General features: G+C 71.9%; 14 protein-coding genes. 10 read left to right on the top strand and 4 right to left on the bottom strand.

The window, feature by feature from the left end:
* Positions 1-122: 122 nt before the first annotated feature.
* Both OG429_RS14115 and hemW read left to right on the top strand, forming a co-directional pair.
* The gene (locus tag OG429_RS14115; protein ID WP_328925678.1) at positions 123-2,015 is read left to right on the top strand and encodes an AMP-dependent synthetase/ligase; all 1,893 of its coding nucleotides are present in this window, start codon (positions 123-125) and stop codon (positions 2,013-2,015) included.
* A gap of 45 nt (positions 2,016-2,060) precedes the next feature.
* Positions 2,061-3,293 (top strand): radical SAM family heme chaperone HemW, encoded by a 1,233-nt coding sequence (hemW, locus tag OG429_RS14110; protein WP_328925677.1) that lies wholly within the window; start codon positions 2,061-2,063, stop codon positions 3,291-3,293.
* Between the two features lie 30 nt (positions 3,294-3,323).
* Here hemW and OG429_RS14105 read toward each other — a convergent pair whose 3' ends face one another.
* The 3 genes from OG429_RS14105 to OG429_RS14095 form a co-directional block, all read right to left on the bottom strand.
* A complete protein-coding gene (locus tag OG429_RS14105; RefSeq protein WP_328925676.1) occupies positions 3,324-3,974 on the bottom strand; it encodes an ADP-ribosyltransferase in 651 nt (216 codons plus the stop codon).
* 82 nt (positions 3,975-4,056) lie between these two features.
* Complete coding sequence (locus tag OG429_RS14100) at positions 4,057-4,857, bottom strand: DUF3097 domain-containing protein (protein ID WP_328925675.1); 801 nt, start codon at positions 4,855-4,857, stop codon at positions 4,057-4,059.
* A gap of 28 nt (positions 4,858-4,885) precedes the next feature.
* On the bottom strand, positions 4,886-5,611 hold the full coding sequence (locus OG429_RS14095; protein WP_328925674.1) for an MBL fold metallo-hydrolase: 726 nt from the start codon (positions 5,609-5,611) through the stop codon (positions 4,886-4,888).
* A 147-nt stretch (positions 5,612-5,758) separates the two neighbouring features.
* On the opposite strand from OG429_RS14095, the gene hrcA reads away from it, so the two are divergent.
* The 6 genes from hrcA (at position 5,759) to OG429_RS14065 (ending at position 11,242) form a co-directional block, all read left to right on the top strand.
* Entirely contained in the window at positions 5,759-6,775 is a 1,017-nt protein-coding gene (hrcA, locus tag OG429_RS14090) for a heat-inducible transcriptional repressor HrcA (protein WP_328925673.1), read from the top strand.
* Positions 6,776-7,915, top strand: a complete 1,140-nt coding sequence (gene dnaJ / locus OG429_RS14085) for a molecular chaperone DnaJ (protein WP_328925672.1) — start codon at positions 6,776-6,778, stop codon at positions 7,913-7,915.
* 156 nt (positions 7,916-8,071) lie between these two features.
* Entirely contained in the window at positions 8,072-9,163 is a 1,092-nt protein-coding gene (locus tag OG429_RS14080; protein ID WP_328925671.1) for a nitronate monooxygenase, read from the top strand.
* Positions 9,160-9,903, top strand: a complete 744-nt coding sequence (locus tag OG429_RS14075) for a 16S rRNA (uracil(1498)-N(3))-methyltransferase (protein WP_328925670.1) — start codon at positions 9,160-9,162, stop codon at positions 9,901-9,903. The genes OG429_RS14080 and OG429_RS14075 overlap by 4 nt, the downstream gene beginning before the upstream one ends.
* Positions 9,904-9,967: 64 nt before the next feature.
* Positions 9,968-10,327: a histidine triad nucleotide-binding protein gene (locus tag OG429_RS14070; protein ID WP_328925669.1), complete on the top strand. Its 360-nt coding sequence runs from the start codon at positions 9,968-9,970 to the stop codon at positions 10,325-10,327.
* Between the two features lie 3 nt (positions 10,328-10,330).
* The gene (locus tag OG429_RS14065) at positions 10,331-11,242 is read left to right on the top strand and encodes a ribonuclease Z (RefSeq protein ID WP_328925668.1); all 912 of its coding nucleotides are present in this window, start codon (positions 10,331-10,333) and stop codon (positions 11,240-11,242) included.
* Here OG429_RS14065 and OG429_RS14060 read toward each other — a convergent pair.
* Entirely contained in the window at positions 11,239-11,430 is a 192-nt protein-coding gene (locus OG429_RS14060; protein WP_328925667.1) for a hypothetical protein, read from the bottom strand. The two genes, OG429_RS14065 and OG429_RS14060, sit on opposite strands and share 4 nt — an antisense overlap.
* A gap of 184 nt (positions 11,431-11,614) precedes the next feature.
* Here OG429_RS14060 and OG429_RS14055 point away from each other — a divergent pair, with 184 nt between their 5' ends.
* Positions 11,615-12,712 (top strand): carbohydrate kinase family protein, encoded by a 1,098-nt coding sequence (locus OG429_RS14055; RefSeq protein WP_328925666.1) that lies wholly within the window; start codon positions 11,615-11,617, stop codon positions 12,710-12,712.
* A 126-nt stretch (positions 12,713-12,838) separates the two neighbouring features.
* Entirely contained in the window at positions 12,839-13,882 is a 1,044-nt protein-coding gene (locus OG429_RS14050) for a PhoH family protein (RefSeq protein WP_328925665.1), read from the top strand.
* Positions 13,883-13,890: the final 8 nt, after the last annotated feature.

Raw genomic sequence — 13,890 nt, 5'->3', positions numbered from 1 at the left:
GGCTCTTACGCACCAGGCGGAGGGCCCCTAGTCTGATCACTGCTCGATGGTTACTCGCCAGTTACAAGCCCTGAGTCACCGCCCTGAATGACAGGCCCTGCCGCGTGGTCCGGAGGACGTCCGTGAGCGACACACAGACCTTGATCGAGAACCGCCCGCCCACCGTGGCGGCCCTCTTCCTTGAGCGTGTCTCGGCCACGCCGGATGGAGAGGCCTATCGGTACCCGGTGCCGGCCGCCGCCGGTACCGGCGGCCCCGACGACTGGAAGTCGCTCAGCTGGGGCCAGGCGGCCGAGCGGGTCTTCGCCGTCGCGGCCGGGCTGATCGACCTCGGCCTGGGCTCGGAGGAGCGCGTCGCGCTCGCCTCCAACACCCGGGTCGAGTGGATCCTCGCCGACCTCGGCGTGATGTGCGCCGGCGGCGCGGTCACCACGATCTACCCCAGCACCAACGCGGAGGAATCGGCGTTCATCCTCTCGGACTCCGAGAGCCGGGTACTCATCGCCGAGGACGCGAAGCAGCTGGCGAAGGCGCGCGAGCGCCGCGCCGACCTGCCGAAACTCGCCCACGTGGTGGTCGTGGAGGCCGCCGACGCGGTCGCCGCCGAAGGTGACCCCGAGGGCTGGGTGCTCTCGCTCGCCGATCTGGAGGCGCGCGGCAAGGAGTACCTCGCCAAGCACCCCGAGGCGGTCAAGGAGCGGATCTCGGCCATCACCGCCGACCAGCTCGCCACCCTCATCTACACCTCCGGCACTACCGGCCGCCCCAAGGGCGTCCGGCTGCCGCACGACAACTGGTCGTACATGGCCAAGGCCACCGTCGCCACCGGCATGATCCACTCGGACGACGTCCAGTACCTGTGGCTTCCGCTGGCCCACGTCTTCGGCAAGGTACTGACCTCCGGTCAGATCGAGGTCGGGCACGTCACCGCCATCGACGGCCGGATCGACAAGATCATCGAGAATTTGCCGGTCGTGCAGCCGACGTACATGGCGGCCGTCCCGCGCATCTTCGAGAAGGTCTACAACGGCGTGGCCGCCAAGGCGCGAGCCGGCGGCGGAGCCAAGTACAAGATCTTCCAGTGGTCGGTCGGCGTCGCACGCGAGTACGCCAAGGTCACCCAGGACAACTTCCGGCGCACCGGGCAGGCGACCGCCCCCTTCGCCCTCACCACCAAGCACAAGATCGCCGACGCGCTCGTCTACTCCAAGCTCCGCGAGGCCTTCGGCGGCAAGCTGCGCGCCGCCGTCTCCGGCGCCTCCGCCCTCGCGCCCGACATCGGCTACTTCTTCTCCGGCGCCGGCATCCACATCCTGGAGGGCTACGGCCTCACCGAGTCGAGCGCGGCCTCCTTCGTCAACCCGGGCGAGGCCTACCGCACCGGCACCGTCGGCAAGCCGCTCCCCGGCACCGAGGTCCGCATCGCCGACGACGGCGAGGTGCTGCTGCGCGGTCCCGGCATCATGCAGGGCTACCACGGGCAGCCGGACAAGACCGACGAGGTCCTGGAGTCCGACGGCTGGCTGCACACGGGAGACATCGGCGAGCTGTCGCCCGACGGCTACCTGCGCATCACGGACCGCAAGAAGGACCTGATCAAGACCTCGAACGGCAAGTACGTCGCCCCCGCGGAGATCGAAGGCCAGTTCAAGGCGATCTGCCCCTACGTGTCGACCATCGTCGTGCACGGCGCCGACCGGAACTTCTGCACCGCCCTGGTCGCGCTCGACGAGCCGTCCATCCTCACGTGGGCGGCCGAGAACGGGCTGGAGGGCAAGACGTACGCGCAGGTGCTGGCCGCGGCGGAGACCACCCGTCTGATCGAGACGTACATCCAGACCCTGAACGAGGGCCTGCAGAAGTGGCAGACGATCAAGAAGTTCCGGCTCCTGCCGCGCGACCTCGACGTCGAGCACGGTGACCTGACGCCCAGCCTCAAGCTGAAGCGCCCGGTCGTCGAGCGTGAGTTCAAGCACCTGATCGACGAGATGTACGAGGGCGCCCGCGAGGCGTAGCCCGAGGCGGGAAACGACCTTGGGGCAGTGCGGGACAATGGGCGCATGCCTTCCGCACTGCCCGACGGTGAACCCATGCCCGAAGACGGCTCGCTGCCGTCGCACGCCCTGGCGGGCGCGGGCGAGCGGCCGCTCGGCTTCTACCTGCACGTTCCGTACTGCGCCACGCGCTGCGGGTACTGCGACTTCAACACCTACACGGCCACCGAGCTGCGGGGTACCGGCGGCGTGCTCGCCTCCCGGGAGAACTACGCCGACACCCTGATCGACGAGGTCCGTCTCGCCCGCAAGGTGCTCGGCGACGACCCCCGGGCCGTCCGCACCGTCTTCGTGGGCGGCGGCACCCCGACGCTGCTGCCCGCCGGGGACCTCGTACGGATGCTCGCGGCGATCCGGGACGAGTTCGGTCTGGCCGAGGACGCGGAGATCACCACCGAGGCCAATCCGGAGTCGGTGAATCCGCAGTACCTGGCCGAGCTGCGGGCCGGCGGCTTCAACCGGATCTCCTTCGGCATGCAGAGCGCCAGGCAGCACGTCCTGAAGGTGCTGGACCGCACGCACACCCCGGGCCGCCCCGAGGCCTGCGTCGCGGAGGCGCGGGAAGCGGGCTTCGAGCACGTCAACCTCGACCTGATCTACGGGACGCCCGGGGAGTCCGACGACGACTGGCGGGCGTCGCTCTCCGCCGCGCTCGGGGCCGGGCCGGACCACATCTCGGCGTACGCGCTGATCGTGGAGGAAGGCACCCAGCTGGCGCGGCGGATCCGCCGGGGCGAGGTCCCGATGACGGACGACGACGTCCACGCGGACCGGTACCTGATCGCGGACGCGGTGATGGCCGGGGCGGGGTATTCCTGGTACGAGGTGTCGAACTGGGCCACGACCGAGGCCGGCCGGTGCCTGCACAACGAGCTGTACTGGCGCGGCGCCGACTGGTGGGGCGCGGGACCCGGCGCCCACTCCCACGTCGGCGGGGTCCGCTGGTGGAACGTGAAGCACCCCGGCGCCTACGCGGCGGCGCTGGCCGAGGGCCGCTCCCCGGGCGCGGGCCGCGAGCTGCTGTCCGAGGAGGACCGGCGGGTGGAGCGGATCCTGCTGGAGCTCCGGCTGGTCGAAGGGGTCCCGCTCTCGCTGCTCGCGCCGGCCGGGCTGGCCGCGTCCCGCCGCGCCCTGGCCGACGGGCTGCTGGACCCGGGTCCCTACGAGGCCGGGCGGGCCGTGCTGACCCTGCGGGGGCGGCTGCTGGCCGACGCGGTGGTCCGGGACCTGGTGGACTGACGGAACCACCGCGCGAGCCGGGGCGGCGGGTCAGCCCGGGTAGTTCTCCCGCCAGGGCTGGTAGTACGGGTTGTCCTGGCACTCGTTCATGATCTCCGTCTTGGTCGTCTTGTCGACCGGGCAGACCCCGACGATGAACGAGCGCTCGATGCCGCCGGGGAAGGCGACCTCGACCTGCGAGGCCCACTTGTGGGTGTCGCCGATGGTCTTGTTCACGTCCACCCCGCCGGGGGCGTCGATGTAGTAGTTCCAGCCGCTCTTCCACCACGTCTTGTACAGGTCGTGGTCGTAGGTCGTCGAGACGTACGGGGAGGGCTGGTTGACCAGGACGTATTGCTCGATGTCGTACTGCCCGTCCACCGTGGCCTTGGGGTGGAAGCCCTCGGCGAACACGATCGACGGCGGGCGGCCGTCCGCGCGGTAGAGCTGCTTGCAGTTGGTGCGCCAGGACGGGGTCGGGGTGATGCGGGACAGGTCGGCCCGCTGGTCCGCGGCGGCGAAGAGGTGGTCGTCCACGCGCGGGCAGGAGTTCGCCGGAGCGGCGTGCGCGGCGTGCGCGGCCTGTGTGGCGTGCGTGGGAGCCGAGGCGGCAGAGGCGGAGACGGAAGCGGACGGCAGGAGGGCGGCGGCGAGCACGGTCGCGATGAGCACGACGCGCTGCCGCAGAGCAAAGGTGATCATGAAGAGCACCCTTGCGCGCCCTCCGCGGCCGACCACGCACCGTCACCCGAAGGTGAGCGTGTCCGCCGCACGGGTGACGGGGCTACGGGGCCGTCACGAAGTCGATCAGTTCCTCGACGCGGCCCAGCAGGGCCGGCTCCAGGTCGCGGTACGAGGTCACCCTGGACAGGATGTGCTGCCAGGCGGCCCCGGTGTTCTCCGGCCAGCCGAGCGACCGGCAGATGCCCGTCTTCCAGTCCTGGCCCCGGGGGATGACCGGCCACGCGGCGATGCCCAGCGCGGACGGCTTCACCGCCTGCCACACGTCCACGTACGGGTGGCCCACGACCAGCACGTCCGGCGAGGTCACGGACGCCGCGATACGGGACTCCTTCGACCCCGGCACCAGGTGGTCCACCAGGACCCCCAGCCGGGCGTCCGGGGCCGGGCCGAACTCCGCCACGACGGCCGGGAGGTCGTCGATGCCCTCCAGGTACTCCACCACCACGCCCTCGATCCGCAGGTCGTCACCCCAGACCCGCTCCACCAGCTCGGCGTCGTGCCGGCCCTCGACGTAGATCCGGCCCGCCCGCGCCACCCGCGCCCGGGCGCCGGGTACGGCGATCGACCCGGACGCGGTGCGGGCCGGGGCCGCCGGGGCGCGGGACGGGCGGACCAGGGTGACGACCGCCCCCTCCAGCAGGAACCCGCTCGGCTCCATCGGGAACACCCGCCGCTTGCCGAACCGGTCCTCCAGAGTCACCGTGCCCGCCTCGCAGGCCACCACCGCGCCGCAGAAATCCGTACCGGCCACCTCGACCACCAGATCGGGTTCCGCCGCCACCTCCGGCACGGCCTTGGGGCGCTTCCACTGCGGGGTCAGGTCGGGGGAGTACTCGCGCATCCGGCCGACAGTAGGAGAGCCGCGGCCGTCATGCCTCCGACACGCCGAAACGGGCGGCCAGTGTGGCGCGTTGCGCACGGACGAAGTCCGCGGAGACCACCGCTCCGTGACCCGGTACGTACAGCGCGTCGTCCCCGCCCAGCGACAGCAGCCGGTCCACGGCCGCCGGCCACTGCGCCGGCACCGCGTCGTCGCCGGCCTGCGGTTCGCCCGACTCCTCGACCAGGTCCCCGCAGAAGACCGTCTCGCGCTCGCCGGGCACGAAGACGGCCAGGTCGTGCCGGCTGTGCCCGGGCCCCACGTTCGCCAGCAGCACCTGCACCCCGCCCAGCTCCAGCGTCCACTCGCCCGACACGGCGTGCCGGGGCAGCACCAGCAGCTCCACGGCCTCCGCGGCCTCGGCCTGCGCCAGTCCGTGCCGTACGGCGGACTCGCGCAGCTCCTCGCGGCCCGTGGTGAGCAGCGAGTCCAGCCCGACCGCCCCGAACACCTCGGCCCCGGGGAAGGCCGCCCCGCCCAGCACGTGATCGAAATGGCCGTGCGTGAATGCGATATGAGTCACGTGCCGGCCCGTCAGCCGCTCCGCCTCGGCCCGCAGCTGAGCGCCCTCCCGCAGGCACGAACCGGGGTCGACGAGGAGGACGGAATCGTCCCCCACCACCAGTCCCACCGTGCAGTCCCACACCGGAAGCCGCCGCCGGCCGGTCCGCCCGGTCAGCCGTTCCCAGCCCGCCTCTTCCCAACGCACGTCCATGCCGCGACGCTACCCTGGCAGGCCTCCCTTGCCAGGGTCTTACTACCCGGCCGTACACTGAGCGGGGGTTCTCTGGCACTCGAACGCCCAGAGTGCCAGTCAACAAGCAGCGAACAAGGCAACGGACCACAGCTGGAGGTGTGCGCGATGCTCAGCGAACGCAGACTCGAAGTGCTGCGCGCCATCGTCCAGGACTACGTCGGGACGGAGGAGCCGGTCGGCTCCAAGGCGCTCACCGAGCGCCACCGGCTCGGGGTCTCGCCCGCCACCGTGCGCAACGACATGGCCGTGCTGGAGGACGAGGGCTACATCGCCCAGCCCCACACCAGCGCCGGCCGGATCCCCACCGACAAGGGGTACCGGCTCTTCGTCGACAAGCTGGCGGGGGTCAAGCCGCTGTCGTCGCCCGAGCGTCGGGCCATCCAGAACTTCCTCGACGGCGCCGTCGACCTCGACGACGTGGTCGGCCGGACGGTGCGGCTGCTCGCGCAGCTCACCCGCCAGGTCGCGGTCGTCCAGTACCCCTCGCTGACGCGCTCCACCGTGCGCCACGTCGAGCTCCTGTCGCTGGCCCCGGCCCGGCTGATGCTCGTACTGATCACCGACACGGGCCGCGTCGAGCAGCGGCTCATCGACTGCGCGACCCCCTTCGGCGAGACCTCGCTCGCCGACCTGCGGGCCCGCCTCAACAGCAGGGTCGTCGGCCGCCGGTTCACCGACGTACCCCCGCTCGTCCAGGACCTCCCCGAATCCTTCGAGGCCGAGGACCGGGCCACGGTCTCCACCGTGCTCGCGACGCTCCTCGAAACCCTGGTCGAGGAAGCCGAGGAGCGGCTGATGATCGGCGGTACCGCCAATCTCACCCGCTTCGGACACGATTTTCCCCTGACGATCAGGCCGGTGCTCGAAGCGCTGGAGGAGCAGGTCGTGCTCCTCAAGCTGCTGGGCGAGGCCAACGAGTCGGGAATGGCCGTACGGATCGGGCATGAGAATGCTTACGAGGGACTGAACTCCACGTCCGTCGTCTCGGTCGGTTACGGTTCGGGCGGCGAAACTGTCGCCAAACTCGGCGTGGTCGGACCGACCCGCATGGACTACCCCGGAACGATGGGAGCGGTACGCGCAGTGGCACGTTACGTCGGACAGATCCTGGCGGAGTCGTAAGTGGCCACGGACTACTACGCCGTTCTCGGCGTGCGCCGCGACGCATCGCAGGACGAGATCAAGAAGGCCTTCCGGCGCCTCGCGCGTGAACTTCACCCGGATGTGAATCCGGACCCGAAGACGCAGGAGCGCTTCAAGGAGATCAACGCGGCTTACGAGGTGCTCTCGGACCCGCAGAAGAAGCAGGTCTACGACCTCGGCGGCGACCCGCTGTCCTCTTCGGGCGGCGGCGGTGGCGCGGGCGGATTCGGAGCGGGCGGCTTCGGCAACTTCTCCGACATCATGGACGCCTTCTTCGGCCAGGCCTCGCAGCGCGGCCCGCGCTCGCGTACCCGCCGCGGCCAGGACGCCATGATCCGCCTCGATCTGGAGCTGGACGAGGCGGCCTTCGGGACCACCAAGGACATCCAGGTCGACACGGCCGTCGTCTGCACCACCTGCTCCGGCGAGGGTGCCGCCCCCGGCACCTCGGCGCAGACGTGTGACATGTGCCGCGGCCGCGGTGAGGTCTCGCAGGTCACCCGGTCCTTCCTGGGCCAGGTCATGACCTCGCGCCCCTGCCCGCAGTGCCAGGGCTTCGGCACCGTGGTCCCGACCCCGTGTCCCGAGTGCGCGGGCGACGGCCGGGTCCGCTCCCGCCGCAGTCTCACGGTCAAGATCCCGGCGGGCGTCGAGAACGGCACCCGCATCCAGCTCGCGGGCGAGGGCGAGGTCGGCCCCGGCGGCGGCCCCGCCGGCGACCTGTACGTGGAGATCCACGAGCTGCCGCACCCGACCTTCCAGCGGCGCGGGGACGACCTGCACTGCACGGTCACCATCCCGATGACGGCGGCCGCGCTGGGCACCAAGTGCCCGCTGGAGACGCTGGACGGCCTGGAGGAGATCGACATCCGGCCCGGCACCCAGTCCGGCCAGGCGATCCCGCTGCACGGGCGCGGCGTCACCCACCTGCGGGGTGGCGGGCGCGGCGACCTGATCGTGCACGTCGAGGTCACCACCCCGGGCAAGCTGGACCCGCAGCAGGAGGACCTGCTGCGGCAGCTGGCGAAGCTGCGCGGCGAGGAGCGGCCGACCGGCCAGTTCGCGCCGGGGCAGCAGGGTCTGTTCAGCAGGTTGAAGGACGCCTTCAACGGTCGCTGACCGTCCTGACCTCATCGACGAGCCCGGCCCGGGGATGCCCCGGCCGGGCTCGCCGCATTCCCCGCGAGGCCGCTTCCCGGCCACGCCAGGAAGCGGACTATGCCAGGCGAATGCCGTGATTCGGCCCCCTGGGCGGGACATGGCACGATGCAGTCCATGTCCACCGCACCGAACGGTCTCTCCCCCTACCCGATCGTGCAGGCACCCATGGCGGGCGGCGCCTCCTGTCCGCCGCTCGTCGCCGCCGTGTGCGAGGCGGGCGGGCTGGGCTTCCTGGCCGGTGGCTACAAGACCGCCGACGGCATGTACCAGGAGATCAAGCAGGTACGCGCGCTCACCCGGCGCCCGTTCGGGGTGAACCTCTTCATGCCGCAGACCGGTTACGTGGACCCGGCCGCGGTCGAGGCGTACCGCGGGCAGCTGGCCGGAGAGGCGAGCTGGTACGAGATCTCGCTCGCCGACGAGGACATCATCGGTACCAGCGACGACGGCTATGACGCGAAGCTCGCCATTCTGCGGGAGGACCCCGTTCCGGTCGTCTCCTTCACCTTCGGCTGCCCCGCCCCGGCGGTCCTCGCCTCGCTGCGCAAGGCCCGTACGTACACCGTCGTCACCGCGACCTCGGTCGAGGAGGCCCGCGCCGCGCAGGAGGCCGGAGCCGACGCCGTCTGCGTGCAGGGGGTGGAGGCCGGCGGCCACCAGGGCACCCACAGGGACGACCCGCAGGCCGACGGCACGGCGGCGGTGGGCCTGCTCGCGCTCGTGGCGCAGGTACGGGAGGCCGTGGCCCTCCCGATCATCGCGGCGGGCGGCCTGATGCGGGGCTCGCAGATCGCCGCGCTGCTGGCGGCGGGCGCGGAGGCGGCACAGCTCGGGACGGCCTTCCTGGCCTGTCCGGAGTCGGGGGCGGACCCGCTGCACAAGAAGGCGCTGACCGACCCGCTGTTCGTCCGGACCGAGCTGACCCGGGCCTTCTCCGGGAGGCCGGCCAGGGGGCTCGTGAACCGGTTCATGCGCGAGCACGGACCGTACGCCCCCGCCGCCTATCCGCAGATCCACCACCTGACCTCGGGGCTGCGCAAGGCGGCCGCGGCGGCCGGGGACCCGCAGGGCATGGCGCTGTGGGCGGGCCAGGGGCACCGGCTGGCGCGGACGCTGCCGGCCGGGGAACTGGTGGAGGTGCTGGCGGCCGAACTGGCCGAGGCGCAGAGCACGTTGAAGGCAAGGCAGATGAGGAGTGCGTCATGACCGCCCCGGTGTTCGTGGTCGAAGAGGTCCCGTCGGGACCGGAGTTCGTCCTGGACGGCCCTGAGGGCCGGCACGCGGTGTCCGTGAAACGGCTGAACCCGGGTGAGGCGGTGGTCCTCACGGACGGCCGGGGCGGCTGGGCGGAGGCGGTCGTGAAGGCCGCCGAGGGCAAGGACCGCCTGGTCCTGGCGGTGTCCTCGGCCGGGCTGGAGGCCGAGCCGGCGGTCCGCATCACGGTGGTCCAGGCCCTGCCCAAGGGGGACCGCGGCGAGCTGGCCGTGGAGACCATGACCGAGACGGGCGTGGACGCGATCGTGCCGTGGCAGGCCTCGCGCTGCATCACGCAGTGGCGCGGCGACCGCGGGGCCAAGTCCCTGGCCAAGTGGCGGGCCACGGCACGGGAAGCGGGCAAGCAGTCCCGCCGGGTCCGCTTCCCGGAGGTGTCCGAGGCCATGTCCACCAAGCAGGTGGCGGCGCTGCTGGCCGGCGCCGACCTCGCGATGGTCCTCCACGAGGACCGCGACACCCCTTCCGGGGCGCTGGCCGCGGCCGAGCTCCCGGCGGCCGGGTCGATCGTGCTGGTCGTCGGCCCCGAGGGCGGGGTCTCCCCGGAGGAACTGGCCGTCTTCGCCGAGGCGGGGGCCCACCCCTACCGCCTGGGCCGCTCCGTCCTGCGGACCTCCACGGCCGGCACGGCCGCGACGGCGGTCCTGCTCGCCCGTACGGGGCGCTGGGCCTAGCCGTTCGCCTCGAGCGCTCCGGGGATACGATGCCCGGAGCGATCAACGACACGGAGGCGAAGCGATGGCCGGGGAACCGCAGGCCGACTGCCTGTTCTGCAAGATCGTCGCGGGGAACATCCCGGCGACCGTGGTCCGGGAGACGGAGACGACCGTCGCCTTCCGGGACATCAACCCGCAGGCACCCACGCACGTGCTCGTCATCCCCAAGGTGCACTACCCCGACGCGGCCTCCCTCGCCGCCGCCGAGCCGGCCGTCGTCGCCGACATACTGACCGAGGCCGGGCGGATCGCCGCCGAGGAGAAGATCGACGACCACGGCTACCGGGTCGTGTTCAACACCGGCGCCGGCGCCGGCCAGACCGTCTTCCACGCCCACCTGCACGTCCTCGGAGGCCGCGGCCTCCAGTGGCCCCCCGGATAGACCGTGTCCGTACGCGAGTTCGTGGTGCTGGGCACCGCCAGTCAGGTGCCCACCCGCCACCGCAACCACAACGGCTACCTGCTGCGCTGGGACGGCGAGGGCATCCTCTTCGACCCGGGCGAGGGCACCCAGCGCCAGATGCTGCGCGCAGGGGTGGCCGCGCACGACATCAACCGGATCTGCGTCACCCACTTCCACGGTGACCACAGCCTCGGCCTCGCCGGGGTGATCCAGCGGATCAACCTCGACCGGGTCCCGCACGCCGTCACCGCCCACTACCCGGCCTCGGGGCAGAAGTTCTTCGACCGGCTGCGGTACGCCACGGCCTACCGGGAGACCGTCCTGATCGACGAGGAACCGGTGGCCGGGGACGGGACGCTGACGCTGGCGCGCGGGACCTCGTACGTCCTGGAGGCGCGGCGGCTCTCGCACCCGGTGGAGTCCTTCGGCTACCGGATCACGGAGCCCGACGGGCGCCGCATGGTGCCGGAGCTGCTCGCGCGGCACGGGATCAAGGGGCCGGACGTCGGCCGGATCCAGCGCGAGGGGCGGCTGGACGGGGTCACGCTGGAGGAGGTCAGCGAGCCGAAGCCGGGGCAGCGGTTCGCGTTCGTCATGGACACCCGGCTGTGCGAGGGCGTGGAGGCGCTCGCCGAAGGCTGCGACATGCTGGTCATCGAGTCGACCTTCCTCGACGAGGACGCGCAGCTGGCCGCCGACCACGGACACCTCACGGCCGGGCAGGCGGCGCGGACGGCGCGGGACGGGGGCGTGAGGCACCTCGTGCTGACGCACTTCTCGCAGCGGTACACCGATCCGTCCGTGTTCGAACGCCAGGCCCGCGAGTCGGGGTTCGAGGGCGAACTGACGGTGGCTGCGGACCTGGTACGGGTGCCGCTGCCCAAGCGCACCTAGCCCGCCTCTTTTCGGATCCCGCCGCGCCCGCGCGGCAGCTGGACGCGGTCGCGCGCGCGGCGGGGGAGCCGACGGACGGAGATCTCCGCGACCTCCGGATCCGCACCGCCGACCCCCGCCCCGCGCACCCCCGCACCCCCGCGCCGCCCGCCAGGACCGTCGCGGACGCGCAGCGCGACGGCGGTCATCGGCCCCGCCGCGGGAAGAGCGGGGCCCATGCCTCTCAAGTGGCGGGAGCCGGGGATAAGGTCATGTCGGTGGTGATCTGCGCCACACTGGGTTTCAGGTCTACCCGAAGCGGGAAGGGCTGGCAGCTTTCCACCGCAAACCCTCGTGCAGAAACGGCCCTTCAAGAACAACGGGGAGTACACCGTGACCAGTCGGGACAGCGACGACATCCGCGCAGCAGCAGTGGACCCGCTCGGTCCGCTGCGTGACCCCCAGGAGCCGGGCTGCGACGTCTTCCTGACCGGAACGGTCTTCCTCGACATCATCTTCACGGGCCTCGACTCGGCCCCGGTGCGCGGTACGGAGTCCTGGGCGCGCGGCATGGGCTCCAGCCCGGGCGGCGTCGCCAACATGGCCACGGCCCTCGCCCGCCTCGGCCTGCGCACCTCGCTCGCCGCGGCCTTCGGCGACGACCACTACGGGGAGTACTGCTGGGACGCCCTCGAACAGGGCGAGGGCATCGACCTCTCCATGTCGCGGACCATCCCCGGCTGGCACAGCCCCGTCACCGTCTCGATGGCGTACGAGGGCGAGCGCACGATGGTCTCGCACGGCCACGAGGCACCTCCCCCGGCGGGCCCCGGCCCCTTCCCGCAGTGCCCGCCGCGGGCCCGGGCGGCCGTGGCCTCACTGGGGCCCGGCCGGGGCGCGGAGTGGATCGGCGAGGCGGCGCGGCGCGGCTCGCGGGTCTTCGCGGACGTGGGCTGGGACGAGAGCGGCCGCTGGGAGCTGGGGGCCCTGGCCGACCTGGAGCACTGCGAGGCCTTCCTGCCGAACGCGGGCGAGGCCATGCGGTACACGCGGACCGACTGCCCGCGCGCGGCGGCCCGGGCGCTGGCGGAGAAGGTGCCGATCGCCGTGGTGACGATGGGCGCGGAGGGCTCGTACGCGGTGGACGGGCGCACCGGCGAGACCGCGCGGGTCCCGGGGATCGCGGTGGACGAGCTGGACCCGACCGGGGCGGGGGACGTGTACGTGGCGGGCTTCGTCACCGGCACCCTCGCGGGCTGGCCACTGGCGGACCGGCTGGCCTTCGCCGGGCTGACGGCGGCCCTGTCGGTCCAGGAGTTCGGCGGCTCCCTGTCGGCCCCCGGCTGGCCGGAGGTGGCCCACTGGTGGCGGGCCGCCCCGGACGGGCTGCGCGGCCGGTACGGCTTCCTGGACGACCTGATCCCGCCCGGCTCGACCCCGGCGGCGCGGCGCAGGGCGGTGCCGACGATCGGCTTCCGGCACTCCGCGTAACCGGCCGGGACCGGCGGGGAAAACCCCTCGGTGAAGGCCCGGGGGCGACGTACGCTTGGTACTCCGGAGGTCGTCGATCGGCGCGGCCCCTCAGCGGGAGGTATGCGCAGGCCACAGTGCCGGCCCATGACTCAGACACCCACAGCCCAGATCCCAGCGCCGGGCCAGGCGCGAGCCCACTTCACCGTTCCGGCCACGCACCCGATGGTGACGGTGCTCGGCTCGGGTGACGCCCTGTTGCGCGTGATCGAGAGGGCCTTCCCCAAGGCCGACATCCACGTGCGGGGCAATCAGGTCAGCGCTGTCGGGAACGCGACGGAAGTCGCTCTGATCCAGCGCCTGTTCGACGAGATGATGCTGGTGCTCCGCACCGGGCAGCCGATGACGGAGGACGCAGTGGAACGCTCGATCGCCATGCTCCGGGCCAATGGCAGCGGCGTGGAAGGAGGGGAGGAGACGCCCGCCGAGGTGCTCACCCAGAACATCCTCTCCAGCCGCGGCCGCACCATCCGGCCCAAGACCCTCAACCAGAAGCGGTACGTCGACGCGATCGACAAGAACACGATCGTCTTCGGCATCGGCCCCGCCGGTACCGGCAAGACCTACCTCGCCATGGCCAAGGCGGTCCAGGCCCTGCAGTCCAAGCAGGTCAGCCGGATCATCCTGACCCGGCCGGCCGTCGAGGCGGGGGAGCGGCTCGGCTTCCTGCCGGGCACGCTCTTCGACAAGATCGACCCGTACCTGCGTCCGCTCTACGACGCGCTGCACGACATGATCGACCCGGACTCGATCCCCCGGCTGATGGCCGCCGGGACCATCGAGGTGGCGCCCCTGGCGTACATGCGCGGCCGCACCCTGAACGAGGCGTTCGTCGTCCTCGACGAGGCGCAGAACACGACTCCGGAACAGATGAAGATGTTCCTGACCCGGCTCGGTTTCGACTCGAAGATCGTCATCACCGGTGACATCACCCAGGTCGACCTGCTGCCGGGCGGCACCAGGAGCGGTCTGCGCCAGGTGCAGTCGATCCTCGAAGGGGTTCCGGACATCCACTTCTCGCGGCTCACGTCCGAGGATGTCGTCCGGCACAAGCTGGTCGGCCGTATCGTCGACGCGTACGAGAAGTACGAGGACGGCCAGGACGGCCGGAACGGCCAACACGGGAAGTAGAACTCAGC

This window comes from Streptomyces sp. NBC_00190 (assembly GCF_036203305.1).
GTDB lineage: Bacteria > Actinomycetota > Actinomycetes > Streptomycetales > Streptomycetaceae > Streptomyces.
The sequence above is the reverse complement of the archived record's forward strand: the minus strand, read 5'-3'. Positions and strand labels throughout refer to the sequence as shown.

Coding starts and splice junctions, on each gene's coding strand:
- OG429_RS14075 (WP_328925670.1), top strand. CDS start 9,160: ATGACCGCCCCGGTGTTCGTGGTCGAAGAGGTCCCGTCGGGACCGGAG.
- OG429_RS14095 (WP_328925674.1), bottom strand. CDS start 5,611: ATGGACGTGCGTTGGGAAGAGGCGGGCTGGGAACGGCTGACCGGGCGG.
- OG429_RS14050 (WP_328925665.1), top strand. CDS start 12,839: ATGACTCAGACACCCACAGCCCAGATCCCAGCGCCGGGCCAGGCGCGA.
- hrcA (WP_328925673.1), top strand. CDS start 5,759: ATGCTCAGCGAACGCAGACTCGAAGTGCTGCGCGCCATCGTCCAGGAC.
- hemW (WP_328925677.1), top strand. CDS start 2,061: ATGCCTTCCGCACTGCCCGACGGTGAACCCATGCCCGAAGACGGCTCG.
- OG429_RS14105 (WP_328925676.1), bottom strand. CDS start 3,974: ATGATCACCTTTGCTCTGCGGCAGCGCGTCGTGCTCATCGCGACCGTG.
- OG429_RS14080 (WP_328925671.1), top strand. CDS start 8,072: ATGTCCACCGCACCGAACGGTCTCTCCCCCTACCCGATCGTGCAGGCA.
- OG429_RS14070 (WP_328925669.1), top strand. CDS start 9,968: ATGGCCGGGGAACCGCAGGCCGACTGCCTGTTCTGCAAGATCGTCGCG.
- OG429_RS14100 (WP_328925675.1), bottom strand. CDS start 4,857: ATGCGCGAGTACTCCCCCGACCTGACCCCGCAGTGGAAGCGCCCCAAG.
- OG429_RS14060 (WP_328925667.1), bottom strand. CDS start 11,430: ATGACCGCCGTCGCGCTGCGCGTCCGCGACGGTCCTGGCGGGCGGCGC.